The sequence below is a fragment of the Psychrobacter fulvigenes genome, from assembly GCF_904846155.1.
Lineage (GTDB): Bacteria > Pseudomonadota > Gammaproteobacteria > Pseudomonadales > Moraxellaceae > Psychrobacter > Psychrobacter fulvigenes.
Map to the genome: position 1 here is coordinate 2,800,184 of NZ_CAJGZP010000001.1, position 26,602 is coordinate 2,826,785.

Sequence of the window (26,602 nt, forward strand, 5' to 3'; positions counted from 1 at the left end):
CATTCATTTAAGGGCTATTACCTAATAATATCTGGGCCAACCATAAAGCATGACTGACTAACTTAGATTCGATAACTCATTGTAAATACAAAGATAAATAATTGTAACCGTTATATAACACCATTGCTAGACTTTTGTAGATTTTGTCACATTAAATTCAGGTTTATGAATATTAAGCAAACCTGATACCACTTAATATGCAGCAAACCAATACCCGCAAATAACTTCAACAGGACTATTATGAGTAAGATAGAAAAACTAGACGATTTTCACCTAACGATTGCCGAAATTAAGAAAAAAGACTATCCGCAATTAAAGGCATTAATGGATCGTGTTTACGCCAACTTGGGCGGGTCTTGGTCAAAAACTACTATTAACACCTTGATTGATGCCTTTCCTGAAGGGCAAATCGCCTTGTTTGATCATGATCAATTGATCGGTATTGTGCTCTCCATGCGCGTTGACTATGCCAAGTTTTCTAACCCGCACACTTATGATGATCTGATTGGGCAAAGAGAAATCATCAAAGACGACCCTAAAGGTGATGCCATCTATGGTCTTGATGCACTGATTGATCCAGACTACCGTGGTTATCGCTTAGGCCGTAGATTGTATGATGCCCGTAAAGAGCTGTGCCGCCAGCTCAACCTGCGTGCCATTCTCGCTGGTGGCCGTATTCCCAAGTATCAAGACCATCAAGACTTGACCCCTGGTGAATATATCGAAGCCGTTGAATCTCGCGAGATTCATGATCCAGCCTTGACCTTTCAGTTATCAAATGGCTTTATCGTCAAGCGTATCTTAACTGGCTATCTGCCTGATGATACCCAATCCAAAGGTTTTGCCACCCTACTCGAGTGGGCAAATATTTACTATGAACCAAAGGACTATAAGCCCAATACCCGTAAGTCTGAGGTGCGCATTGGCGGTATTCAATGGCAAATGCGTGAGGTCGAATCCCCTGAAGAGCTACTACAGCAAGTAGAGTTTTTCGTTGATATCATGGCTGACTACAACTCTGACTTTGCCTGCTTGCCAGAGTTCTTTAACGCACCTTTGATGGGACTGTGTGAATCTACTGATCAAAACATCGCCATTCGCTTTTTGGCAGGGTATACCGAATGGTTCAAAAACGAGATCTCACACCTAGCGGTCAGCTATAACGTCAACGTCATCACTGGCTCTATGCCTATTTTGGATGAAGACGATACTTTGTATAACATCAGCTACCTATGCCGCCGTGATGGTACGGTCGAAGAGCAGCGCAAAATCCATATCACGCCGCATGAGCGTAGTGCTTGGGTGATCGAGGGCGGTGATAAAGTACAGGTATTTGATACCGACTCTGGCCGTATCGGCATTTTGATCTGTTATGACGTTGAGTTTCCAGAGCTGGCGCGCCTGATGGCACTTGATGATATGGATATCTTGTTTGTGCCGTTTTGGACAGATACTCAAAATGGTTATTTGCGTGTGCGTCACTGTGCTCAAGCGCGTGCCATCGAAAACGAATGCTATGTGATGATTTGCGGCTCGGTTGGTAACCTACCGCAAGTTGAGAGCCTCGATATTCAATACGCTCAGTCGTCTATCTTCTCGCCTTCTGACTTTGCTTTTCCGCATGATGCGATTATGGCAGAGACGACAGCGAACACTGAGATGGTATTCTTCTCTGACGTCAACCTTGATAAGCTCATTCATGTGCGCAACGAAGGCTCTGTACACAATCTGATGGATCGCCGTGACGATTTGTTCAGTCTCAAATGGAAGCAAAAATCCAAAATCTCAGCCAGCAAGCTTAGTGATAAAGAGCGTCGTGAAAATACGGGCAGCGTATTAACAGGGGATGCCCTACAAGATCGCGCAGAAAAATCTTAACGCTATCCTTCATATCTGTTGCACCAAGACAAGATACTTAATCACTGCATTAGCGATAGAGTCCATCATCAATCCAATGCTATGCTGACTAAGGTCTATACAACAGATCCTAAATAAACGGTTGATAATTTCAGCCGTTTATTTTTATCCACCTGATATCTAAATTTTTCTTAAAATCAAAGTAAATACTATGACGACTGATGCTAATTCCAGTAAAACAGACAGGAAAGCTAAAAGTTCTGTAAAGAAAACCCCAAAACAAAAAGCCTTATCTTTATTAAAGACCGTATTATTGTATGGCATGGTTTTTTTGGTGGTATATAGCGTGATTAACTGGTGGCGGCAACCCGTCATGCCAGCCAACCCACAGCTACAATTGACTGATTATCAAGGCCAGACCATTGACTTGGCTAGCATGAGTGCTGAGCAGCCGACGCTGGTTTATTTTTGGGGTACTTGGTGTCCGATTTGTAGCGTGACCTCGCCGACTATCGACAAACTTGCTACAGCAAATAACTATCCCGTGGTCACTATTGCGATTAAATCAGGCTCTGACCAAGAGTTAGAGAGCTATCTCAAAGAAAACAATTTCCGCTTTACCACTGTCAATGACCAAGAAGGTAAGATATTCGCCGATTGGCAAGGACAAGTCACGCCATCGTATGTGGTATTAAAAGATGGTGAGATGACCCAAGGACTGACAGGTATTCAGCCGCTTTGGTCATTGAAGCTACGCTTGTGGCTCAGTTCAATCTGGTAACTTAATTTCTGAAGAGATTAAAAAAGCTCGTATCCCACTCGTTGATTCGTCACAACAAGTAGGATACGAGCTTTCATCTTTGTAGCTATAAAGAAATCAGTAACTGATTTTAACACCTAAGATTAACAATCTGGTTTTTAAAAAATACTTTTAATGAGACAGTCTTAAGCAATCAACTCATCCAGTACCTTATACTCATAATCTAACGCCTCGGCTACTGCTTCATAAGTCATATAGCCCTGAGTGGTATTGACACCTTTCGCCAGTGCTGAGTCATCAAGGCAAGCCTGCTTATAGCCTTTTTCAGCCAGTGCTTGTATATACGACAAGGTGACGTTAGACAATGCCATCGTTGAGGTGCGGGGCACTGCGCCTGGGATATTGGCAACGGCATAATGAGTGACGCCATGCTTGATATAGATAGGATCAGCGTGGGTGGTAATACGATCTGTGGTCTCAAATAGACCGCCCTGATCAATAGCAATATCAATGACCACGCCACCATCATCCATGGATTTAATCATCTCTTCGGTGACCAGTTTCGGCGTTGCCGCACCTGGAATCAATACGGCACCGATCACAAGATCACTTGCTTTGACACTCTTAGCAATATTGACTTTGTTCGACACCAAGGTCTGCACATTGTTGCCAAACATCTCAGACAGTTGTTTTAAGCGTTTAGGATCGAGATCTAAAATCGTCACATCAGCACGTAAACCAATCGCAATCTTAGCCGCTTCGGTACCTGATACACCGCCACCGATAATGGTAACTCTGCCTTTTTGGACTCCTGGCACACCGCCGAGCAATATGCCTTTGCCGCCATAAAAGGATTGTAAGTACTGCGCGCCAATTTGGGTACTCATACGCCCTGCAATCTCACTCATCGGCGTCAGCAGTGGCAGAGACTTATCGTTCAATTGCACTGTTTCATAACCGATTGCCGTGACTTTATTGTCGATGAGCACTTTAGCAAGCTCAGGCTCATTGGCCAAATGCAAATGAGTGAATAAAATTAAATCCTCAGTTAGATATTGATACTCATCCTCTTGCGGCTCTTTTACTTTAACCACCAGCTCTGCATCCCATGCTTCAGCAGCGCTATTAACGATGGTTGCGCCTGCCTCTTTGTAATCATCGTCCGTAAACTGTGAGCCTATGCCAGCCTTGGTTTCGACGAGCACCTTGTGTCCTTCATCGACCAGCACACTAACCCCACTTGGGGTCAAGCCAACTCGATCTTCATTGTTTTTCGTTTCTCTTGGAATACCTATTTTCATAATTGCCCCTTAATTTTAATTATTGATGTTCATTAGTGTCTGGTGGTGTTCATTAATGGTCAGTATTATCAATGGTTGCTATCGGTTATTAACAAGATAAATAAGAGTAATGCTTTATCATCGATGATTTATAGTAAACTAACAGCCAGTTTTATACACGCCCTAATCCTTTTACAGTACCACAGGCACCAAGGTCATTATAATATTACGAGAAAAAGTTACGAGAATTAACAGCAAGCTGTCTAGCCCTTTTTACCCTACTCGTTTTGTCATATAATGGCTGACGTTCTAAGCACATCTTTTAGTTACTCATTTTTATAGACGTTTTCTATATTATTGCATTCGTCTTGTGACAACTTACTATAAACATACTCCTTAAGTAACCATTAAGCAGTTATTAAACGACCAACATAGCTATCATCGCCTACTATTTTCTTAAACATTAAACTTAATCATTAAATAAGAAACCTTCTATGACTGATAAAGCGACAGACACTCCTAGCCAAGACTACAAAGACACCTTGAACCTTGCCGATACCGTATTTCCAATGCGTGCTAACTTGGCCAAACGTGAGCCAGATTGGCTCGCTGCATGGGAAGCGGATGAGATCTATGGCAAGATTCGTCAAGCGCGCGAGGGTGCACCTAAATATATATTGCACGATGGCCCTCCGTACGCCAACGGGCAGATTCACTTAGGCCATGCCGTAAACAAAGTCATTAAAGACATTATCGTCAAGTCAAAAACCTTGTCAGGCTTTGATGCGCCTTATGTACCTGGTTGGGACTGTCATGGTTTGCCTATTGAGCAAAAGGTAGAAGCCAAAGTTGGAAAAGTCGGACAAAAAGTCTCTGCGACCGAGTTTCGTGGTCTCTGCCGTGAATATGCCAGCACTCAAATTGAGCTGCAAAAAGCCGACTTTAAACGCCTCGGTATCTTCGGTGATTGGGACAACCCTTATCTCACCATGAACTTTGCGCAGGAAGCCAATATCGTCCGCGCACTGGCGAAAATCTATGACAATGGTCACGTGACTCGCGGCATGAAACCTGTCAACTGGTGCCTAGACTGTACCTCGGCACTGGCTGAAGCCGAAGTGGAATATCAAGACAAAGTCTCAGATGCTATCTACGTTAGCTTTGATGTGCTCGATACCGACAAAGTCGCAGCACTAGCCAATCTCGAAGGCAAAATCGGGGCAGTGATTTGGACGACAACGCCGTGGACACTGCCTGCCAACCAAGCCATCTCAGTGCATCCTGAGCATGACTATAGCGTGGTCGCGACTGCAAAAGGCAACTTATTATTCGCAACTGACCTCGTTGAGACCGCCTTAACCGAACTAAAACTGGACAATAACGGAGTATTGGCCACGGTATCAGGGCGCGAGCTTGAAGGTTTGCGAGCTCAGCATCCACTCATTAGCGATCGCCAAGTGCCACTTATCTTAGGCGAGCACGTGACCACTGATAGTGGTACTGGTCTGGTACATACCGCTCCTGGTCACGGTCTCGACGATTACATCGTTGCCTTGAAGTATGATTTACCTGTTGAAAACCCTGTTGGCGGTACTGGCGTCTATCTAGACAGCGCAGCGGTATTTGCCGGTGAGCATATCTATAAAGCCAATCCAAAAATCATCGCTACCTTGCATGAGAATGGTCATTTAATCAGTCACACCAAGATTGAGCACAGCTATCCGCATTGCTGGCGTCATAAGTCGCCGATTATCTTCCGTGCAACACCGCAATGGTTTATCAGCATGGAAGCCAAAGGCTTACGCGCGCGTGCGTTGGCTGACATTCCATCCGTGACATGGACGCCATCATGGGGTCAAAACCGTATTGAAGCGATGATGAATGGGCGTCCTGACTGGTGTATCTCACGCCAGCGTACTTGGGGCGTGCCAATTCCTTTCTTTATTCATAAAGAGACGGGTGAGCTGCATCCAAATACGCTTGAGCTGATGGAAACTGCTGCACAAAAAATTGATGCAGGCGGGGTTGAAGCTTGGTTTGATGCCAGCTGTGAAGACTATTTAGGTAGCGAGGCTGCTGATTATGATAAAGCTACTGATACGCTAGATGTCTGGTTTGATTCAGGAACGACGCATTTTGCCGTGCTTGAGCAGCGCGATGAGTTGACCAATCCAGCTGATATGTATTTAGAAGGCTCAGACCAACATCGCGGTTGGTTCCAAACCTCGCTATTAACTTCGGAAGCGATGTACGAGCGCCCACCATTTAAGCAAGTACTGACCCATGGCTTTGTGGTTGATGAAAATGGTCGCAAGATGAGTAAATCACTTGGCAATATCATCACGCCGCAAGATGAAATCAATAAAACAGGCGCGGACATGCTGCGCTTATGGATCGCCTCTAGCGATTATCGTTATGAGATGAACGCTGGCAAATCAGCCTTTAAAGGCGCGATCGATATGTATCGCCGTATCCGTAATACCTTGCGCTTTTTGCTCGCCAATACTGATGACTTTGACCCTGCTAGCAACAGCGTCGATATCAACGAACTGGTCAGCCTTGATAAGTTCATCATCGAGCGTGCACAAACGGTACAAGCGCAAATCATCACGGCTTATGATGCGATGGACTTTCACCAAGTCACCCAGCACATCACCGCGTTTTGCTCACAGGACTTGGGCAGCTTCTATTTAGACATTATCAAAGACCGTCAATACACCACCCAAACCGATGGCAAACCACGTCGCTCTGCACAAACGGCCATTTATCATATTGCCCAAGCGCTTATTCGTTGGATAGCACCGATTTTGTCGTTTACCGCACAAGAAGCGTGGGAAGTGCTGCATGGTAATGATGACCATAAAGGTGGCTACGTCTTTACTGAAGAATGGTACGAGTTCCCAGCGTTTGAGCTTAGCACTATCAGTAATGATGACTGGCAGCACATCATGCGCGCCAAAGATGTGGTGAACAAACATATCGAAACCGCACGTGGCGAAAAATTGATTAATGCGAACCTATCCGCTGATGCGACTATCTATGCTGATGGTGCGATGTATGATAGCTTAGCTAAGCTTGGCGAGGAGCTACGTTTTGTCTTGATTACCAGTAAAGCCACGCTTGCACCCATGAGCGCCGCCCCTGCTGATAGCAACACCCAAACAACGGACGACTCAGAACAATCAGCCGACCTAAAAGCAACCATTAGCGCTGCTACTGGTACCAAGTGCGTGCGCTGCTGGCATATCCGTGATGACATTGGAGTTGATGCCGCACACCCTGAACTTTGCGCGCGCTGCGTGACCAACGTCAGCGGCACAGGCGAGGTGCGCCACTATGCCTAACCCACCTGACTCATCTAAGCATGAGCAGCCAATTGCTGGTGCAGATGGTATGAATAGCAGCCCCAAACCTGCACATGTGACGAGTGGCAGCTCACTGACGCCTAAAGGTCGCTTGGTTAAAACGCCAAAAATGATCGCCAATGGCAGCCGTGCTTTTATGTGGTACTTGCTGTCACTGGTCATTATTATTGTTGATCAATGGACGAAGTGGCTGGCGCAAACCAAGCTTACTTTTCATGAGCCTGTGCCTGTGATTGAGCCTTTCTTAAACTGGACATTGGCCTATAACTATGGCGCAGCCTTTAGCTTTTTGGCTGATGCAGGCGGTTGGCAAAAGTGGTTTTTTTCAGGGCTAGCTTTGCTGATGTCGCTATTTTTGATTGGTTATCTTGTCAAAGCTCCACGCCAAGCCAAACTACTCTCTGTCGGTCTCGCCATGGTGCTTGGCGGTGCGATTGGTAACTTAATCGATCGTCTCATGCTGGGCAAAGTCGTGGATTTCATCCATGTGCATTATGCTGATGCTTGGCATTATCCAATTTTTAATATCGCTGATATTGCTATTAGCGTTGGTGTGGCGATGATTGTCATTGATATGCTGTTTTTTGAAAAGAAGCGTGAAGCTTATACCATTTCCAAAAATTAGAGTAGCACGAAAAACTTGTGCAAGTACTACTCCTAGTAGGGTTAGCAAGTTTGACAAAGTTAATCGCACTTTTTGGGTTTGGTATTAGTTAGCAATTTTTCTACAAAAAGGGTCTGCATGAGCACGACCCTTTTTTATTGATTCGTTTCGCTGAGTTATTCACTGGGATCATGGTTACTTCTGGTCGGTGCGCTTGGCATATCCTAAAAAAACTGTGAAAGAATTATGACGAAATATCCAGCATTAGAAGTTGAACGAAAGTCAGGGGAAGAGGTTTTCCATATTGAAGGAAAGCCTCTTGGTGAAAACTTGTTGTCGTTTTGGCAATGGTCTAGCTCTGATCTTATAACTAATGCAATGAGAGGTATCTTAGCAGAATATATTGTTGCTTCTGCTCTTGGTGAAAACCGTAGCCACAGAACAGAATGGGATGCATTTGATATTGAAACTAAAGAAGGAATAAAAATTGAAGTAAAATCTGGTGCTTTTATTCAAACATGGCATCAAAAAAAGTTATCATCCATTCAGTTTAGTATCCGCCCTACTGTAAGCTGGGACTCTCAAGCAACTACCTGCTCAACTGAAGTGATAAGACAGGCGGATATTTACGTATTTTGCTTGTTAACTCACAAAGAGCAAGACACCATTGACCCACTTAACATGAACCAATGGCAGTTCTATGTTTTGTCTTCTGATAGACTAAATCAGTCTGTCGGGGCACAAAAGACTATTGTGCTTTCTAGTTTACTTCGACTTAACCCAATCGCTGCTACTTACTCAGAACTACCTTCTGCAATAGAAAAGTCAGCTAACAAAGTCGTTAAAAACCACCTATAAAAAGCACAAATCGTAGGGTAGGTAGAGCTTGCGATACCTAGAAAGTATGGTATCAGATGCAATCAATCGCAAAGTTTATCTCAAAGAGATAGCCATCATTATTAGTGTGCTGAACGCACCCTACTTGAAAGCCCACACCCTTACCTTTTAGGAAACCTCTCTCGCGTAGACAACTTTTTAAGATACCTCTCAACCTGCTCAGGCAACTCAACGCCAAGCATCTTTAGCCAATTAAAAAGGTGATGATAATAAATGTCTGCCAGCGTAAAACTATCCCCTGCTATATATTCTTGGCTCTCTAACCAAGCGTAAGCAATTGGTAGCGCATTTTGAATACACTTCATGCAATTCTCAGCCGTACCTTCGGGCCAGTTCTCAAAGTTTTGTAGGACTTTAATTTTGGTTAGTATCCATAGATAACTTTCCATCTCAATCATGCCAAAGGAGATGACTTGTCGCAGTTTATAATTTTTCTCCGCATAATTCTCATCGTCTAAACTTGGGGTTAGCGGCTTATCGGTATGCAAGTCATTTAGATATTCAATAATAGCCAATGATTCAGTGAAGTGTTTGCCATTATGGGTCAGCGCTGGGATTTTACCAAAGGGATTAATTGCCAAAAACTCAGGGCTTCTTTGCTCACCTTTTTTGGCGTCTATTGCTTTAACTTCATAATCAAAGCCAAGCTCTTGTAGTGCCCAAACGACAGTTTCTGCTCGACTTGGATGAGTATATTTATAAAGTGTAATCACTAGAATTTTCCTTTTCATAGTTTATTTAGAATTTAATCAATGACAACTTATTATACTCACATCATATACAAGTCATCGACTGCAAATCACTTAGAATAAATAAAACTCAGTACCGAATATTCAAAAGGATTCTGCTATGTTAAATAGTCAAACCAAGCCACTTTTTCAAAAGCAAATATCAGTGTCCGACAATTCTAATGACAATACTGCTAGTCGCACGGTTACCTTATCAGTATTACAGGCGGATATCACCACGTTAAACGCTGACGCAATTGTGAACGCCGCCAATTCTAGCTTGCTTGGTGGCGGCGGTGTCGATGGCGCGATTCATCGAGCGGCGGGGCCTGAATTACTTGAGTATTGCCGTACACTAAATGGCTGCGTAACAGGCGATGCTAAAATCAGTCCGGCGTTTAAGTTGCCCTCTCAGTATGTGATTCATACCGTAGGGCCTGTTTGGCATGGTGGCAATGATAATGAGGCAGCGTTATTAGCGAGTTGCTATCAAAGCTCGTTAGATTTAGCAGTTGAAAATGATGTGACCAGCATTGCCTTTCCAGCGATTAGCACTGGTGTCTATGGCTATCCGCTGGAGCAAGCGACTAAAATTGCGATTGATACGGTTGAGGCATATGTACAAAGTGGCTTAGAGAAGAAAGCTGACTTTTCAATCCGTGAAATAATCTTTTGCTGTTTTTCAGCGACCGATGCCGCTGTTTATAAACAAATATTAGAGTCAAAATAACGTAAACTTTATGATATTGTGCAAAATAAAAAAATAGCCACTATCTACAGTGGCTATTTTTGTGCGCTAACTTTGCAATTTATCAAAACATTTAGCAATTAATCATCTGCATGGGTTTGCTCAAACTCAGCATGCTCAACTTGGTACAAAGCACCAAGACGCTGCTGCAAATCCGTATCCAAGATCTTCTTTGCTTGTTTGAAAAACTCATTTTCCTCTTCTTCTAAATGATGACGTACCTTATGAATCAAATCTGCACAAGTCTTATCCCACTTTTCTTGTCCAATACGGCCATCATCTAAAGTCTCCATCATCTCATCCATTTCATGATGCTCAGTGATGGCATGACGCGACAAATCCAGACCTTTATCATGCTGCATGACTGGCACATAGAGATGCCGCTCTTCCGCAGCGGCATGCGCCTGTAGCTCTAGCTTAAGGTCTTCATATACGGCTTTACGTTGGGCTTCACCTTCTGTTTTTTCGAGCTTATCGCATAGCGCACGTTGTACTTCGTGCTTTTCAATTAAGGCATCAAAAATATCTTTTTTTAAGTCAACATCGGTATCGTTACTCATCATTTATTTCCTTTAATTATTAAGGTTTTGATTTTTAGTTTTCCAAATATTTTTTCAAACACCCCAACATCATAACAATATTAAAAAAGCCCATTGTCAACTTTCAGTTAGCAATGGGCTATATTTAGTTAAAACTATTGATTAAACATTGATCATTCGGCCAAAGCCAAACCAAAGGGCAATCCTGCCGCTTCGGGGATGTGCTTGGCGATATCTTGCAGCGCGCTTTGAATAATTTCCTCCACGACGGGATGATAAAAAGCCAGCTGTAGTAGCGAGTGCGCTGTCTCCCCGCGCTCAATTGCCAAGGCTAATAGCTGCGCCACATGCTCGCCGCACACGCCTATCATGCTGGCGCCCAATAATTTTCCGCTACTTTTATCAGCGTAGAGTCGCAAGACGCCTTCTCGATCAGTCAACACACGGCTGCGACCATTGGCTTGACTCGACGCTGTGCCAATCAAAACCTCATTCTCATTCAGCTCGTCAAAGCGCTTACCAACGCTAATCACGTCTGGGTTGGTAAAGGCAATCGCCAGTGGGGTTTTACGTTTAAAAGCCACTGGCTCAGGCTGTACCGCGTTATAACCAGCTATAGCGCCTTCATCCGCAGCTTCGTGCATGAGTGGACGATAGCCATTCACGTCTCCCACGATAAAGACAGGATGCGAGCCTACTTGCAGGGTGTTGATATCAAACAGCGGCTGTCCACGCTCATCCAACTCAAACCCAGCTTCAGCTAAATTCAGCTGATCAGTATTGGGTCGTCGACCTAAAGCCACCAGCACTTTGTCTACCTGAACCTGCTTATCTCCTGCTTTGAGCAGTACACCTTGCTCAGCGCTAGCCAGTTCTGCTGGAGCGCCCAAATACAAGTGTATTTCTTTGGCAAATTCAGCCAGAGCAACCTCGCTTACCTCAGGGTCACTGATGCCAGCGACGGTATGTGCCATATCCGCGCCATGCACTTCGACACCTAAACGAGCCAGCGCCAAACCCATCTCTAACCCAATCGCACCCAAACCCAATATGCCAATGGACTCGGGCAAGTCCTGCATCTCAAAAAACTCATCGGTAGTGATACAATGTTCGCTAAATGGCTTTAGAAACGCTGGCATCACAGGACGCGAGCCATTGGCAATAATCACTGCCTTAGCTCTGACTTGCTGCGTGCCTGATGCTTGCTCAACTTCTAATAAGGTTGGCTCCAAAAAGCGCGCCCGTCCCATCATGAGATGCTCACCAGCGCCTTTCTTAGCATTCCCAGCTGCACTATTGGCAAACTGGTCACGCTGCTCGCGTAGCGCTTGCCAAGCCGCAGCACCATCTAAACGTAAATGCTCTGCACCGCTTATCCCATAGCGGGGAAACTCTTTTTGTGAGTGCCAAAACTCAGCGATGTGTAGCGCCACTTTTGAGGGCATACAGCCCACTCGTGCACAGGTTGTCCCAAGCGGACCACTATCAATCAACACAAAGCTTTTATTGCGACGGCGTATCTCTCTTAATGCATACATCCCGCCTGTACCAGCACCGATAATCGCCACATCCACATTCATCAACTTGGCCATATTCATCTCCAGTCACTTTACGAACAGCTCTAGATGCCAACAAAAGCATCGTTAGCATTTTTTATATTTATAAACACATCACTAAATATACCATACTTACAAACATAATATTTTAACGTATATTGTATACAGAACAAATTATACTAGCGTCTCACGCACTCTCTTAAATAGTGACAGTCAATTCGGAGATTACTTTTATCTTTATGAAAATAAACCTTGCAGTAAAATGGCGATAAAAAACCCACCCTGCACTGCGTAGGCAAACTGACAGCCCTTGAAGTTGAAACCTTCAGACTCATCAATATGACCACGAAAATAAACCCTTCCATATTTAATGCTTCTGACTAGCTGATATTCAACAAACAGTAGTAGCACAATTAATGCTAAATACACTATTGCCTCTCCACCAAAACCAGATGGTGTTATCTTTATATTTTTAAAAATAAATAGAGGCATAATAACCCCTAACAGATGACCCACAATAATTGTTAACATATATTTAAACTCAAACAAACCTGCAAATGTAAAGCGCTGAACGTATCAATAAGCATTTAAGCTAAACGGCAGTTACACAGATTCTGGGACACCCTTGACCCCTTCAATCTACAATAACCCTGCCAAAAATTTCAAATCCTCCCCCATCATAACGAACAACAATCCCGCCATATTAATCACCACGGTCAAATAATACGCCATGCGAAATTCAGGCTTTTGTGACTTATGACGCAGATAAGTCTGCGCGACCATTGCGCCAACCCAGCCACCAAGCGCACTGAGCAAATGCAGCGTTGATTCAGGCGTACGCCAGTCATTGCTCTGTGCAGCGGCTTTGTCTTTGGCATACATCGCATAGGTGATGACTCCTAATGCTATATACCAACCTATCACTAGCCAGCTCAGTTTATCTGTCGCCGCTAATAAGATTAAGACGCCATAAAAGCCCACGCCCATAAACAAACGTTTTCTCTGTCCTGCTTCAAAGTCCGCTTGCGCACTGCGTTTGTGATTACGCTGACGGATTTGCTGGTTTTTTTGTGTCATTTTTTGCTGTACAAAGGCCAGCTCTTGTACCTGTTTGGCTTGCATACGCCCTTGGCTGTCTTGCCTGATAATAAAAACCACTTGCTCGCCCACCTCAGGACGGCGCTGCGCTTTAAACTCGCTGACATGAAAGAATACTGACTCGCCAGCTTCAGTTTCAATAAAACCAAAGCCTTTATCGTCTTGCCATTTTTTAATTTGGCCTTGTTGTCTGTTTGCCATTTCGCCTCCAGTTCCTCTTTAGATACGGCTGATATCTTACCCTATTTGCGTTACACTATTGACGCTTACATACTTGCGCATTTAGCTTATCATTTCTTAACGTTTATCAATTTAACAACCCATCTCTACCTTATTAAAAATGGCTATTAATTATGACCCAACCTAAAAACTCACCCCAATTTATCAATCCCAATGAAGACACGCGCATCGCTTATGGCAGCCTTGTTAAGCTACATTTTGAAGTATCGCTAGAAAACGGCACCGTCATTGACTCAACATTTAGCCGTGATGCACCCGTTACTTTAACCATTGGCGACGAGAGCTTATTGCCTGGTTTTGAGCAGGTGCTGATGAACCTACGTGCTGGCGACACTCGCTCCGCTCACCTAGATCCTGAACAAGCCTTTGGTGACTGGAACCCCGAAAACGTACAACACTTCAGCCATGCTCAGTTTGCCCTGGCCGCTGATAAGCCTGAAATCGGCATGTTGATCGAGTTTGAAGACAAAGGTAAAAACACTCTACCAGGGACAGTTAGTGCCATCACTGAAGATGAAATCGAGGTAGATTTTAATCATCCACTGGCTGGACAGTCAGTATTATTCAAAGTACAAATTTTTCAAGTCACACCACCAGGTGTCACCGGCGTGCAACTCATGTAGTTTTTAAAAACGCTGCAAGTACCAAACCAACATCAGAAAGGATACTCATATGCAATATCAATCGCTGCCGCAACTGAATGAAAAAGTCTCCAAAATCTGTTTGGGCACCATGACTTGGGCACAGCAAAACACCGAAGACCAAGCCCACGCCCAAATGGATATGGCGCTCAGTGAGGGCGTTAACTTTTGGGATACGGCCGAGATGTATCCTTCACCTGTAGATGAAGACAAGCAAGGCGACACCGAGCGTTACATCGGCAGTTGGTTTAAAAAGACGCAGCAGCGCGATAAAGTCATCCTTGCCAGCAAAATATCACCAGCAAGCTTTTTGCGTGACGGACAAACGCGTTATAACGCCAAGCATATCAGCGCTGCCCTTGATGACAATCTTCAGCGGCTACAAACCGATTATATTGATCTTTATCAGCTGCATTGGCCTGAGCGTCAAACCAATTTTTTTAGTCAGCGTGGCTATAACGAAGACATGGCAGCGCAGCCTTTAGAGGGCTTAACATCATTTTTGGAAACCATTCAAGCACTTAACGATGAAATCAAAAAAGGCCGTATTCGCGCTTATGGTCTATCTAATGAGACGGCTTGGGGACTGATGCGCTACCTTTGCGAAGCGGAGAAAAATGGTTTAAAAGCGCCGATTACGGTACAAAATCCGTATAGCCTACTAAACCGCTTATATGAAGTGGGGATGGCAGAGATAGCCCATCGCGAAAACGTTGGCTTACTTGCCTACTCGCCGCTAGGGTTTGGGGTGTTGTCTGGCAAGTATCTTGGGGGCAAACGCCCAGCTGGTGCACGCTTAACCAAGTACGATTACTTTCAGCGTTATATCAATGAGCAAGCAAAATCAGCCACTGAACAATATGCAAAAATCGCCGATGACGCTGGTTTGGATATGGCACAAATGGCCTTGGCCTTTGTCAACTCGCGCTCGTTTGTCACCAGTAATATCATTGGCGCGACCACGCTTGAGCAGCTAAAGTCTAATATCGACAGTGTGCATCTGACCTTGAGCACTGATGTGTTAGACGCCATCGAAGCGGTGCACACACGCCAGCCCAATCCATCGCCTTAGATTGATACCAAATAAGCTTTTATATTTATAAAAAAAGGCGCAAATCATAACGATTTGCGCCTTTTCTCAGTTGTCGTGACCATCTAACCTATCTTTACGATGCGTCTAAAGCTTTAAGCTTCAGGTGGCGTACTTAATACACGGCTATGTAGCTCTGCCAGACCTTCTTGCATACGCTTTTGCAGCATATTGGTCATTTCACTCTTACTAAATCCGTTAGGATCTAACGGCTCAAGTGGTAGTACATAAGCGGTCACATCTTTACTATCGAGTACCTTTTTTATACTCTCTTTCATCGTCAGCTTGCCATAATACGGCAGCTCCTCACTGAGCGTGCCATCTTTATTGACATAAGCCAAGACCATTGGCTGTACAGGCACGCCAGCATCAATAGCAGCTTGCAGTAGCGTACCATGGATGCGTTTGACCTTTTTGCCATCAGTGGTAGTCGCTTCAGGGAAAAACACTACCGAAAATCCTTCATTCAAAAAACTGGCAATTTGTGTCGCTACTGAACCTACGTCACCAGAGCCACGCTTGATAAACACAGTCCCTGCTGCGTGAGCAAGCTTACCAAATACTGGCCAATCACCTATCTCTGCCTTCGATAAGAAAAAGGCTGGGCTTACTGAACCCACGATAGGTATATCCATCCATGAGACGTGATTGGAGACCCAGAGACCATGATGCTGCGGCACAGGTTCAACTTGCACGATTTTAACGCCAAATGAGCCTGCCATCTTGCGACAAAAGGTCTGAATATAACGTGGCAGTGTCTCGCGTGGTGGCTCACGGAAGGCGCCAATACGTTGAGCTGTGCGTAGTCCGCCCGCAATGGTGGTACCCATGCCAGCGATTTGCTTACCACGGCCTAACTGTTTTCTGAGTGAAAAGCCTGACTTAGATTGGCTCATCTGTATCCCTCACGATTAGATAACTGTTGGATAACTATATAAGTAACTATAAAAAGCTTGCTTCCAGCTTAGCGTTAAAAATCGCTATTTTAGCAGCAAAAAACGAGACAAGTATAACAAAATTATGGCAGCTGAGTGACTATTTGTTCACTGAATTTTGGTTTACTAAGATTCTACTACCACAGCTTTCTACTTTTTGGGTTACGCTTTTGGGTCACGTTGCATCAAATAGTCATCGGCAGCACAGATAATTGTCTGAATCTAAATGGAGTACCTTTCATAGCGAACGTTTCATATTCGCACACTTGTTACTTGTTACTTTATACTTGATACTAGCCCATCCAATGGTCTACTCTGTAACATAAAGCCATCGATAATTATAATTATACGCTTTAATATCAGCCTACAAGACCGCATATAAACAGCTAACTGAACGCTACTACCACATTATAATTTAAGCTTGATTGAACTCTTAAAGCTTGATTGAACTTTTAAAAATAGAACCGTAGCGACTTATTTATTTTATTCATAGGTGATACTCTTTGGAATATTTTGAAAGACATGAAGGTGGCGAGCGCGCCATTATCGTACATTTAGACATCCGCCAAATCCAAGATCCTGACGATCTTGGTGAATTTGAGCTGCTAGCAGACTCTGCAGGCGCAGACCGCTTAGCACTGGTCACAGGATCACGCGCGAAGCCTGATGCCAAATACTTCGTTGGCAGTGGTAAAGCTGAAGAAATTGCCGAATTGGTTCGTGAGCATGATGCCGACATCGTTCTCTTTAACCACAGCTTGTCGCCCTCACAAGAGCGTAACATTGAGAGACTGGTACAGTGCCGAGTGCTTGACCGTACGGGATTGATTTTAGACATTTTCGCTCAGCGTGCGCGTACTTACGAAGGTAAACTACAAGTCGAGCTGGCACAATTAAACCATCTTTCTACTCGTTTAGTACGCGGTTGGACGCATTTGGAGCGTCAAAAAGGGGGTATCGGTCTGCGTGGTCCAGGTGAAACTCAGCTTGAGACGGATCGCCGCTTACTACAGACGCGTGTCAACCAACTCAAAAACAAGCTAGATAAAGTACGCCAAACTCGCGCGCAAGGGCGAGCCCGTCGTCAAAAGTCGGATGTACCGACTATCTCCTTGGTTGGCTATACCAACGCTGGCAAATCAACCTTGTTCAATCGCTTAGTCGATGAAAACATCTATGCTGCAGATCAGCTATTTGCCACTCTGGACCCCACCCTACGCCGTTTAGATTGGCAAGGTGTTGGTCGTGTGGTTCTGGTCGATACAGTGGGTTTTGTGCGTCACTTACCGCATGAGTTGGTTGAGTCGTTTCACGCCACACTTGAGGAAACACTGGAAGCAGACTTGCTATTACACGTCATCGATTCATCTAGCGAGGATATGCATGAGCAAATCCAAGCAGTCAAAGATGTACTGGCTGAGATTAATAATGATGTGCCTGTACTCAATGTCTATAATAAGATTGATCTGACTGGTGAATCTGCTCATATCGGTTACGCTAGCGATGGCGAACCTAATCGTGTCTATGTGTCTTCTAAAGACAACCTAGGCATGGAAAAGCTGTCATTGGCAGTGCAGCAGCTATTGACTGGTACGCTGACTACGTTTGATCTGACCTTACCTTATGAAGCCGGTCAGCTCAAAAACACTTTATATGAGTTAGGCGTTATTTTGGAAGAGAGCTATGATGAGACTGGGCATGAATGCTTAACCATTCGTCTACCAAGTGAACGGCTGAAACAATTATTGGGGCAAGCCAATTTAGATCCTTTAGAAGTATTACCGTTAGCTCAAGCGACCTTGCTGATGCCAATACTTGAAGAGTTTGAAAAGCATGATGACAATGATGAGCAACCCATGACTGAAGCGCAAGAAAAAGCCTTTGATGAGTTTAAGGCTTTAAATTCTGGAGAGGTAAGCTCAGAAGAGTTAGAGCCTGAAGCACAGGCTTCTGATGACTTAAAAAGCTAAACGGCTTGGTTATAACATAAGGGGCTGTCCTAGATAATTAGCTCAAACCCTGTTTAACCCATTGTTTTAATTGTAGTAATTGCGACTTTGGGTCACTGTGATTAAAACGCCACTCACATTCCTTTAAATAGAGGTGAAAATGCTCTTTTGGGACCCCGTTAAACTTACGTAGATGCCGTTTAGCTTGGTTCCAGAAGTTCTCTATACCGTTAATATGATTCTTGTCATTAACAAAGGTTTTAGAGTGGTTGATACGATAATGAGTAAACTCACTGACATCTAATGCGTTATAGCTTTTAAATGAGTCAGTATAAACAATGCTATCAGGCTTCACTTTTTCTCTTATGATGGGGATCAAAGTATCTGCTTTAGCATTGGGTATAATACAAGCGTAGACCTTGCCATTACGCTTTAGTAGGCCAAACACGGGCACTTTGCTACCAGCACCTCGCCCTCGCTTGCCTTTACGAGTTCCACCAAAGTATGATTCGTCTACTTCGATTTCGCCTTCAAATAGACCAGGGTCTTGGCTATTCTCGTAAATAAGTAGTCGTAGCCTATGAAAGTAATAACTGGCTGTAGTTTTATTAACACCAACTAGGCTTGCTGCTGTTCTGGCGGTAGAACCGGCAACAAATAACTCGATTAGTCTGCTTTGTTTATACCAACTTAGTTTGCTTTTTCTCATAGTGCTATCCTAAATAATTTTACTTATCTGACCCCAGTTCGGGATAAGCCCCATTGTAACTCATTGATACTATTTACAATGTTGCTACCTGTCCCTGCTGAGGCATATTTTTGATGGTGGGTTTATAGGGAAACCAGCAATAAGCAATTAAACCTGACAGCAAGTTTGTGATAAACCCCGTGACACTACGATGGCGTGAGTGTTCAATTTGGCACAAGTTTTTAAGCTCTCCAAACACCGTTTCAACCAAAGAGCGATGATTGAGTAGTGCCTCATCCATAGGCTCAAGTAATTGGGGTTTCATATTACGCCGAAGTTTGGTTATCAACGTGGTATCACTGTGTTTTGTGAGCCACTCGTTTAGGGCTTTACTGATATAGCCTCTATCCCCAAACACCTTGCCAAACACAGGCGTTGCCATATCCTTAACAGGCACTCTGTCATCCGTATTACCCGCAGTGACTTTAACAGATACAAGCTCGCCCTTATGATTGATAATGGCGTGCAGCTTAAAGCCATAGAACCAGCCCATGCTGCTTTTGCCTCGGGTTGCAAGTCCCTTAAAGACTTTATGACGGTAGATACGCTTGTTATGACAAACTGCTATCTTGGTTGAATCAATATAGCTGATACCCGTACAGTCGCCCATCATGCTTTGCAAGTAGCTGCACAGTGGCATGATACTGCGCGGCACAAGCTCTATAAATCGCGAGTAGCTCGGCAGATTTGGAAACTCCCGTTTCATCATGCCAAGCATATGGTGGTAGTAAAACGCCTTAAACTGTCGATACCGCAGTTGATGAAACAGTACCAAGATGGTCATAATCTCTGCTACACTTATCTGGCATGCTCTTAACCTTTGGTGTCCCGTTGCGATTAAATGAGCGTCAAACTCAGGTTTGAATTGCTGATAAAAGTCGTCAATATGGCAGTATAGTTCGGTTAGGTTGTCCATGTAAGAAGTCCTTTTTGCTTAAGTGGTCTTGGTAAACTTACTTTAGCAACTTCGGACTTCTTTTTTTATCTTTTTTTTGAGCCCTTATCCCGAACTGGGGTTATCTAGGACAGCCCCTAACATAATGTTTTAAGCTACTGCTGCAAACTAAAAACGGACGATATCTTTGATATTGTCCGTTTTTTTTGATTTCACCTCATAGTATGCTGCAAACTAATACCATTCCCAAAAATTAGAGTAACGCGGAAAACTTGTGCAAGTACTACTCCTAGTAGACTTAGCGAGTTTGACAAAGTTAATCGTACTTTTTGGGCTTGGTATAAAAACTGACAAGCATGGCAATCAACTCTCTCATGCGATAGGCTTTATTAGTTGCGTTACTCTCTATATAATCGCCTCATCTCACTCTGACTTGGCCAAAATTATTTATGAAGTCTACTCACTCCCCTAATATGCCCCTATGGCTGGCGTTAATTCTGACTTTGGCAATGGTCATCATTGTCCGTGAGTCAGCGGTTATTATTTGTCAGTGGGCAGGTATCGAAAAGGCTGCCAACATCGTTGGTCTACTAGCCATGTTTGTGATTCTGATTGTTTGGCGACTTGTGAAGGGCTTACCTATTTGGCTAACCCAAGCCAGTAACACACTACTGGTCGATAGTGGCTTTGCTTTTTTACCCGTATCGGCGGGTGCAGGTTTACTGCTATTTGCGTTAGGAGATGAGTTTTGGGGAGTGATGCTGACCATGCTCATCAGTACGCTCATACCACTTTGGGGACTTGCTATACTGGCCAATCGTTGGCTAAATCACGATGCTGATATCGACAGCGACACTATTAACAAGCAGAAGGGACAGCTCTAAGCTGTTTGTACAAGGAAACGTTATGACTTTTGATAGTGTATTTATGGCTACCCTTGCCGCGATATTACTAACTTTGGCGGCGCACGTGATTGCACGTGTGTTGGCACGCAAGCTATCGTGGCTTCCTATGGTTATCACCGCCTTGGTTTTGGTGCTGCTGTTTTTGTTCATGCTGCAATGGGATTATGAACATTATTACAGTGTTGCTAAGCCAGTGTTCGACCGTCTATTGGGCTACGTGACGGTATTGCTAGCAGTACCACTGGCAGCGATGAACTTCAAAGGCCTACCAGTCAAAAAACTCACCCTGATTGTGGTCATCGCTAGTGTGGTTGGTGCTTTACTACCCATGTCATTAGCCTATCTGTTTTCATTGAGTCACGACACCATATTGGCTTTTGCCACTCGCTCTGTCACCACTCCGATCGGTCTGAGCGTGGCAGATTTGATTCAAGCACCACTCGCGATGGCCAACTTGATTATCATTGTCTCAGGGCTTATCGGTGGTGCTGTAGCGCGGTTCTTATTTCGCGGTATCGATGATGACCGTGCCAAAGGCTTAGCGCTCGGACTTGCTGCCCATGCCTTTGGTACCGTAGAAGCTTGGCAGATTAGCCAGACGGCTGGACGTTACGCAGCATTTGGACTGGCAGTAAATGGTTTGGTCACTGCCATTTGGGTACCTATTTTTATCAGCGCGATGGGAATATAAGACAGCTTTATAGAAGTATCGTTAAGTGTTTAATTAAGTAGGGTCTGTTAAAATACAGGCCATGCAATCAAAACCAATTATATATTATCGACAGATAAGTCACAGAAATCGTTCATATTTTTATTTGTTGCAACTTCTTTATAGTAAAACCTCAATTCTCACCTTCTTTTTATCAATCAAATGGGTATAAAAGCGATTGTATGCTATAGTAAGAAAATATTATTTTTTGTATCTTTTGCAAATGGTTTTATGAGTCTTAGGTTTTTGATAAGCCACTGACATGCCGTAAAAGAATCTGACCGTAATACAGACTGCTTTAACGAGTAAGACGACCTGCCTATAGGCAATGCAATTTGCTATTATTCGATAAAAAGTGATACCTCTATGATAAATACTTCTCCTTTCATTAATCGCTATCTATCCCCTATTCTGTTGACCGCTGTTGCCGCATTATCCACTTTGTCTATCAGCGCCCAAGCTGGCAACATGTATATTTATAAAGATAAGGCTGGACAAGTACTGCTTACCAACGTCAGCCCAAGTGGTAACTTTGACAAATTTACCAAAAAAGTAAAAGTCACTTACTACAAAGACTCAAAAATGTACGATGGTAGCTCTGCGAGCAATAATTATGGTAGCAGCTCTGCCAGTAGTAGCGGTACTCGTGATGCCTACGACAGCTATATTCGCGCCTCTGCGGCACGCCACGGTGTCGACCCTGCGCTCATGAAAGCCATGATGCATACCGAATCTGCATTTAACCCAAATGCCCGCTCTCCAGTAGGCGCGCAAGGCTTAATGCAATTGATGCCCGCTACTGCCAGTCGTTTCAAAGTCAGTAACCCATGGAACCCTGCCGAAAATATCGAAGGCTCGGCCAAATATATCGCATGGCTGATGCGTCGTTTTAACAACAATGTCGAATATGCGGTGGCTGGTTATAATGCCGGTGAAGGGAACGTGGATAAATATAATGGTATCCCGCCGTTTAAAGAGACTCGTAACTACGTCAAAAGAGTGATGAGCCGCTATCATAGCCTCTATAAAAATGATGCGGGTCTGTCTGACGGTACGATGAATGCCAGCAATGCCTCTATTAATAGCAATGGTATGCAAACGGTTAGTTATGGTACTAGCAATAATGGTGCTAGCGCCAGCTACGCTAACTCAGCATATGCCGCATTACGCTGATTCTTTCAATAAATCTCCAAGCACAAAAAAACCCCGTTATTTAATAACGGGGTTTTTTTGTGCTTGGAGATTCTATCTAACCTCTTATAATGTAGGCGATAGAATCAGACTATGAATGTTGAATAAAACCTTACTCTACACTCACAGCCATTCCTAATATAAAAACTTACTTGTTAGCAGCCTGAGCAGCAGCAACTTCAGCGGCAAAGTCTTCTTGCTTTTTCTCGATACCTTCGCCCACTTCTAAACGTCTAAAGCTAAGTACTTTTACGCCCTCACTTTTTAGGACGTCACCAACTTTTTTGTCATTGTCCATGACGTATGGCTGGCGTAGCAAGGTTACTTCGTCTAGGTACTTACGTAGGCCACCTTCGATCATTTTTTCAACGATATTATCAGGCTTGCCAGATTCACGAGCTTTGGCTTCGATGATGTCTTTTTCGCGTGCTAGTACGTCCGCATCGACACTTTCGTCATCGACAGCAACAGGGTTGAATGCAGCAATGTGCATAGCAAGGTTCTTACCTGTTTCTTCAGTACCGCCTTCATAAGATACGACTACGCCAATACGTAGACCATGACGGTATGACGCTAGGTTCGCACCTTCGATGGTTTCAACGCGGCGGATTTGAATGTTTTCGCCGATTTTTTGAACCAAAGAGACACGTGCTTCTTCGATGGTTTGACCATCGCCATAAGGCAATTCAGAGATAGCAGCAACGTCAGTCGTGTTGTTTTCTAGCGCAATGTTAGCAACTTTTTCTGCAAATGCAGTGAAGTTATCATCTTTTGCAACGAAATCAGTCTGACAGTTAACTTCTAATAAAAATGCTTTGTCAGCGCCATGAGCAATGATGATAGCGCCGTCAGCTGCGATGTTACCCGCTTTTTTAGCTGCTTTTGCTTGACCAGATTTGCGTAGGTTATCAATGGCAACTTCGACATCACCATTTGACTCTTCTAACGCTTTTTTACATTCCATCATGCCAAGACCAGTACGGTCGCGTAATTCTTTTACCATTTTGGCAGTTACTTGTACCATGGAAATCACCTTAATATTGTAATGTATGGGAGTGCTTAAAAATCTACTGTAGAGATCAATAACAGCCTATTGTAGAGACTAATAACAATGCAGGCTTTGACCGTTTCACTGTTAGGAACATGGATAATAATAGTTATCCAATAACCACTTGTCTAATAATAGCTTGGCTCATAACAACCAATAAAAACAAGGCATGACGAGTAACACTACATCATGCCTGTTATACGCTTATCTGTTGTTATTACACTATATGGACACTGATAGACACTATATCAAGTCATCCATATGCGCTAATAATATTACTCAGCAGGCGTTTCTTCTGTCTGGGCAGCAGCTGGTGCTTCTTCAGCAGCAGGCGCTTCTTGCTCAGCTTTACCACCAGCTTGGGTCTGTGCATACTCTTTACCAGCGATGATAGCGTCAGCCATAGCAGTCACATATAGAGTAACAGCACGGATAGCATCATCGTTTGCTGGGATGATGTATTCGACGTTATCTGGGTTAGAGTTGGTATCAACGATACCGATTACTGGAATACCTAGGTTTTTAGCTTCTTTGATAGCAATCGCTTCATGATCAACGTCAACAACGAAGATTGCGTCAGGTAGGCCGCCCATGTCTTTGATACCACCTAGTGAACGCTCAAGCTTTTCCATATCACGAGTACGCTCTAGCGCTTCACGTTTCGTTAGCTTGGCAAACGTACCGTCTTCTGCTTGTTTTTCAAGCTCTTTTAGACGGTTGATTGACTGGCGTAATGTTTTCCAGTTAGTCAACATACCACCTAACCAGCGATGGTCAACATACGGCATGCCAGCACGTTGTGCTTGCTCACGGATCACACCGCTAGCAGCGCGCTTAGTACCAACGAATAGTACTTTGTTTTTCTTAGCCGCTAAGCCGTTTACGTAAGTCAATGCTTCGTTAAACGCTTTGACAGTGTGCTCTAGGTTAATGATGTGAATCTTGTTACGCGCACCAAAGATATATGGACCCATTTTTGGGTTCCAAAAACGCGTTTGGTGACCAAAGTGAGCGCCCGCTTGTAGCAAGTCGCGCATTTCCATTTTTGTAGGGTTTGAATTAGCCATGTTAAATGTCCTGTTGGTTGGGTTATGCCTCCACATCACAAAAACTGCCTATTTAGCAACACGCATCTGCTGACGGTTGATGCTGAGTACTGCTGCACCGTACGCTTGCAAATTAATCAAGTCGCCAAACACCCAGCAATTTTTTGCCATGATGTGTGTGTCATTGGTTGGTTAAAGAAATTGAACTATAATTGAAACTTAATTATTGAAATCAAATTATAAAAATAGCTGCGCTGTATTCTACCATAGACTGCAGTCTATGCTCCAGTATTATTAATGATTGCCTAAACAAACCATATATAGCAGATGTTTAAAGTTTTAGGCATAAAAAAACGACGTTGACACGCCGCTTTTATTCTAACAATTTTATTCTAAAAATAAGCATCAAGCCCATAGCTCAAGCAATACAAATACCTATCACCGCTTCATAACCACGCCACGTAAACGGGGTAATGTAACTATGACGCTCTTTTGGTAAATAAGAAATACTTGGCGCACCTTCAACAATCTGCGGGGGCGATATAATAAACTCAGAACCAAACTCAGTACGAGCATTACCTGATATGGTATTGGCCATCTCACCCAATAAGTCTTTCATCATCGTGATGGATGAATCGGGTTCTCCTATCACTTTGATGACTTCTCGCAACATGACAGTGGGAGCGCTGACATAGACACAACCTTTTAATGGGCCTGATATCTTGATAATACCGCTATAGTCATAACCAATGGCGCTTCTGTTGTTATTCAAGTAAGGCGTATCAAGAGCCACTTGTGTGTCGTCAATCTGAGCAAAAAATGCGTTGATTGAGCTTAAAAACACACCTAACTTCTCTACTTTAACCATAATATATTAACATCCATATTGATTACGTTGCTCACAGACCTACTGACTGATCAATCCTGCAAACAGACCACAATCTCACCCACTTGCGACAGCCAAGTAATAGGAATGATGAAAGACCGCTCGTCGCTGGGTAACACGATACCTTGCGGTGACCCCTTAAATACGAACGGTACGGAGATATGAAACTCTGCGCCAAACTCGGTACGAGCATTACCTGCGATGGTATTGGCTACTTCGCCGGCGAGATCCACATACATCTCTTCACTCTTATCGGTCTCGCCCATACTGTCTAGGATAGAAGACAACAAGCCCCGTGTTGCTGAAAAATACACCACCCCTTTTTGCACCCCTGATATACCAATGACACCAGTATAGTCATGGACTTTGGGCTGTTTATTCTCTAGCAAGTAAGGCGTATCAGCGACAATCTCTTCTCTACCGAACTGATCAAAATAATTACTAATGATATTCAAAAAAATTTGTAGCTTTTGTTCTTTCATAATGACATCTACTTAAGTCGTTGGATAGGGTTAGTCTTGCATTAACTCATACAAAGACTCTATAAGTTCTTCTTCAGAAAAAGGCTTACATAAAAACCCACTGGCACCCAACGATAAGGCTTCAATCCCTGTAGATTTGTCAGACAGTGCCGATACCACCAAAATGCGCACATTAGGATCAATAGCAACGATTTTTTCGATACATTCAAGCCCATCCATTTGTGGCATAGTCAAATCCATCGTAATAACGTCAGGACGGTGGATATTGAACTTTTCAAGGGCATGGACACCGCTGGTTGCCGTAGCAACCAACATGAACTTACCTGAATCATAGGCCCGCTGAATTCGGTTGCGAATGATGTTCGAGTCATCAACAATCATTAATTTATACATAGCTCACTTATG

26 protein-coding genes are annotated in these 26,602 nt (G+C 43.8%); 12 read left to right on the top strand and 14 right to left on the bottom strand.

The genetic code is table 11. The annotated features are described in order from the left end of the window. Positions 1-240: 240 nt before the first annotated feature. Together JMX03_RS11875 and JMX03_RS11880 are read left to right on the top strand one after the other, a co-directional pair. On the top strand, positions 241-1,878 hold the full coding sequence (locus JMX03_RS11875) for a carbon-nitrogen hydrolase family protein (protein ID WP_201596949.1): 1,638 nt from the start codon (positions 241-243) through the stop codon (positions 1,876-1,878). A gap of 190 nt (positions 1,879-2,068) precedes the next feature. Next, entirely contained in the window at positions 2,069-2,638 is a 570-nt protein-coding gene (locus JMX03_RS11880; RefSeq protein ID WP_201596951.1) for a protein disulfide oxidoreductase, read from the top strand. 164 nt (positions 2,639-2,802) lie between these two features. Here the strand turns inward: JMX03_RS11880 and ald are convergent, their stop codons facing one another. Next, entirely contained in the window at positions 2,803-3,918 is a 1,116-nt protein-coding gene (gene ald, locus JMX03_RS11885; protein ID WP_201596953.1) for an alanine dehydrogenase, read from the bottom strand. Positions 3,919-4,391: 473 nt separating this feature from the next. Between ald and ileS the strand changes: the two genes are divergently transcribed. The 3 genes from ileS to JMX03_RS11900 all read left to right on the top strand — a co-directional run bounded on the left by ileS (position 4,392) and on the right by JMX03_RS11900 (position 8,724). Continuing rightward, positions 4,392-7,241, top strand: a complete 2,850-nt coding sequence (gene ileS / locus JMX03_RS11890; protein ID WP_201596955.1) for an isoleucine--tRNA ligase — start codon at positions 4,392-4,394, stop codon at positions 7,239-7,241. Continuing rightward, positions 7,234-7,887: a signal peptidase II gene (lspA, locus tag JMX03_RS11895; RefSeq protein WP_227695677.1), complete on the top strand. Its 654-nt coding sequence runs from the start codon at positions 7,234-7,236 to the stop codon at positions 7,885-7,887. The genes ileS and lspA overlap by 8 nt, the downstream gene beginning before the upstream one ends. Before the next feature lie 225 nt (positions 7,888-8,112). Then, positions 8,113-8,724: a hypothetical protein gene (locus tag JMX03_RS11900; RefSeq protein ID WP_201596957.1), complete on the top strand. Its 612-nt coding sequence runs from the start codon at positions 8,113-8,115 to the stop codon at positions 8,722-8,724. 140 nt (positions 8,725-8,864) lie between these two features. On the opposite strand, the gene JMX03_RS11905 is transcribed toward JMX03_RS11900, so the two are convergent. Further along, on the bottom strand, positions 8,865-9,476 hold the full coding sequence (locus tag JMX03_RS11905) for a glutathione S-transferase family protein (protein WP_201596959.1): 612 nt from the start codon (positions 9,474-9,476) through the stop codon (positions 8,865-8,867). A gap of 136 nt (positions 9,477-9,612) precedes the next feature. On the opposite strand from JMX03_RS11905, the gene JMX03_RS11910 reads away from it, so the two are divergent. Further along, complete coding sequence (locus JMX03_RS11910; RefSeq protein ID WP_201596961.1) at positions 9,613-10,221, top strand: O-acetyl-ADP-ribose deacetylase; 609 nt, start codon at positions 9,613-9,615, stop codon at positions 10,219-10,221. 98 nt (positions 10,222-10,319) lie between these two features. Here the strand turns inward: JMX03_RS11910 and JMX03_RS11915 are convergent, their stop codons facing one another. The 4 genes from JMX03_RS11915 to JMX03_RS11930 all read right to left on the bottom strand — a co-directional run bounded on the left by JMX03_RS11915 (position 10,320) and on the right by JMX03_RS11930 (position 13,633). Beyond that, complete coding sequence (locus JMX03_RS11915; RefSeq protein WP_201596963.1) at positions 10,320-10,799, bottom strand: hemerythrin domain-containing protein; 480 nt, start codon at positions 10,797-10,799, stop codon at positions 10,320-10,322. 152 nt (positions 10,800-10,951) lie between these two features. Continuing rightward, on the bottom strand, positions 10,952-12,370 hold the full coding sequence (locus JMX03_RS11920; protein WP_201596965.1) for a dihydrolipoyl dehydrogenase: 1,419 nt from the start codon (positions 12,368-12,370) through the stop codon (positions 10,952-10,954). Between the two features lie 201 nt (positions 12,371-12,571). After that, positions 12,572-12,826 (bottom strand): hypothetical protein, encoded by a 255-nt coding sequence (locus JMX03_RS11925; protein WP_201596967.1) that lies wholly within the window; start codon positions 12,824-12,826, stop codon positions 12,572-12,574. A gap of 147 nt (positions 12,827-12,973) precedes the next feature. Next, positions 12,974-13,633 carry a DUF1294 domain-containing protein gene (locus JMX03_RS11930; protein ID WP_201573919.1) on the bottom strand — a complete coding sequence of 220 codons (660 nt, stop codon included), beginning with the start codon at positions 13,631-13,633 and terminating at the stop codon, positions 12,974-12,976. Positions 13,634-13,785: 152 nt separating this feature from the next. Here JMX03_RS11930 and JMX03_RS11935 point away from each other — a divergent pair, with 152 nt between their 5' ends. After that, positions 13,786-14,295, top strand: a complete 510-nt coding sequence (locus JMX03_RS11935) for an FKBP-type peptidyl-prolyl cis-trans isomerase (RefSeq protein WP_201596969.1) — start codon at positions 13,786-13,788, stop codon at positions 14,293-14,295. Between the two features lie 49 nt (positions 14,296-14,344). Further along, a complete protein-coding gene (locus tag JMX03_RS11940) occupies positions 14,345-15,385 on the top strand; it encodes an aldo/keto reductase (protein WP_201596971.1) in 1,041 nt (346 codons plus the stop codon). A 113-nt stretch (positions 15,386-15,498) separates the two neighbouring features. Here the strand turns inward: JMX03_RS11940 and JMX03_RS11945 are convergent, their stop codons facing one another. Beyond that, positions 15,499-16,299, bottom strand: coding sequence for a lysophospholipid acyltransferase family protein (locus JMX03_RS11945; RefSeq protein WP_201596973.1), 801 nt, complete (start codon positions 16,297-16,299; stop codon positions 15,499-15,501). Between the two features lie 542 nt (positions 16,300-16,841). Here JMX03_RS11945 and hflX point away from each other — a divergent pair. Continuing rightward, positions 16,842-18,308: a ribosome rescue GTPase HflX gene (gene hflX / locus JMX03_RS11950; protein ID WP_201596975.1), complete on the top strand. Its 1,467-nt coding sequence runs from the start codon at positions 16,842-16,844 to the stop codon at positions 18,306-18,308. Between the two features lie 37 nt (positions 18,309-18,345). Here hflX and JMX03_RS11955 read toward each other — a convergent pair whose 3' ends face one another. Both JMX03_RS11955 and JMX03_RS11960 read right to left on the bottom strand, forming a co-directional pair. Further along, positions 18,346-18,996, bottom strand: a complete 651-nt coding sequence (locus JMX03_RS11955; RefSeq protein WP_201574297.1) for an IS1595-like element ISPssp3 family transposase — start codon at positions 18,994-18,996, stop codon at positions 18,346-18,348. Positions 18,997-19,069: 73 nt separating this feature from the next. Then, the gene (locus JMX03_RS11960; protein WP_201594757.1) at positions 19,070-19,951 is read right to left on the bottom strand and encodes an IS982 family transposase; all 882 of its coding nucleotides are present in this window, start codon (positions 19,949-19,951) and stop codon (positions 19,070-19,072) included. A gap of 428 nt (positions 19,952-20,379) precedes the next feature. On the opposite strand from JMX03_RS11960, the gene JMX03_RS11965 reads away from it, so the two are divergent. From JMX03_RS11965 to JMX03_RS11975, 3 genes are all read left to right on the top strand, one after another. Continuing rightward, positions 20,380-20,814: a CidA/LrgA family protein gene (locus tag JMX03_RS11965; protein ID WP_201573915.1), complete on the top strand. Its 435-nt coding sequence runs from the start codon at positions 20,380-20,382 to the stop codon at positions 20,812-20,814. Between the two features lie 22 nt (positions 20,815-20,836). Continuing rightward, positions 20,837-21,526, top strand: coding sequence for an LrgB family protein (locus JMX03_RS11970; RefSeq protein WP_201596977.1), 690 nt, complete (start codon positions 20,837-20,839; stop codon positions 21,524-21,526). A gap of 384 nt (positions 21,527-21,910) precedes the next feature. Further along, entirely contained in the window at positions 21,911-22,717 is an 807-nt protein-coding gene (locus JMX03_RS11975; RefSeq protein ID WP_201596979.1) for a lytic transglycosylase domain-containing protein, read from the top strand. A 166-nt stretch (positions 22,718-22,883) separates the two neighbouring features. On the opposite strand, the gene tsf is transcribed toward JMX03_RS11975, so the two are convergent. From tsf to JMX03_RS12000, 5 genes are all read right to left on the bottom strand, one after another. Further along, positions 22,884-23,759: a translation elongation factor Ts gene (gene tsf, locus JMX03_RS11980; protein ID WP_201596981.1), complete on the bottom strand. Its 876-nt coding sequence runs from the start codon at positions 23,757-23,759 to the stop codon at positions 22,884-22,886. Positions 23,760-24,058: 299 nt separating this feature from the next. Continuing rightward, complete coding sequence (gene rpsB / locus JMX03_RS11985) at positions 24,059-24,850, bottom strand: 30S ribosomal protein S2 (RefSeq protein WP_201596983.1); 792 nt, start codon at positions 24,848-24,850, stop codon at positions 24,059-24,061. A 397-nt stretch (positions 24,851-25,247) separates the two neighbouring features. Further along, positions 25,248-25,697: a chemotaxis protein CheX gene (locus tag JMX03_RS11990; protein WP_201573910.1), complete on the bottom strand. Its 450-nt coding sequence runs from the start codon at positions 25,695-25,697 to the stop codon at positions 25,248-25,250. 50 nt (positions 25,698-25,747) lie between these two features. After that, positions 25,748-26,197, bottom strand: coding sequence for a chemotaxis protein CheX (locus tag JMX03_RS11995; RefSeq protein WP_201573909.1), 450 nt, complete (start codon positions 26,195-26,197; stop codon positions 25,748-25,750). A gap of 30 nt (positions 26,198-26,227) precedes the next feature. Continuing rightward, on the bottom strand, positions 26,228-26,590 hold the full coding sequence (locus tag JMX03_RS12000) for a response regulator (protein ID WP_201573908.1): 363 nt from the start codon (positions 26,588-26,590) through the stop codon (positions 26,228-26,230). Positions 26,591-26,602: the final 12 nt, after the last annotated feature.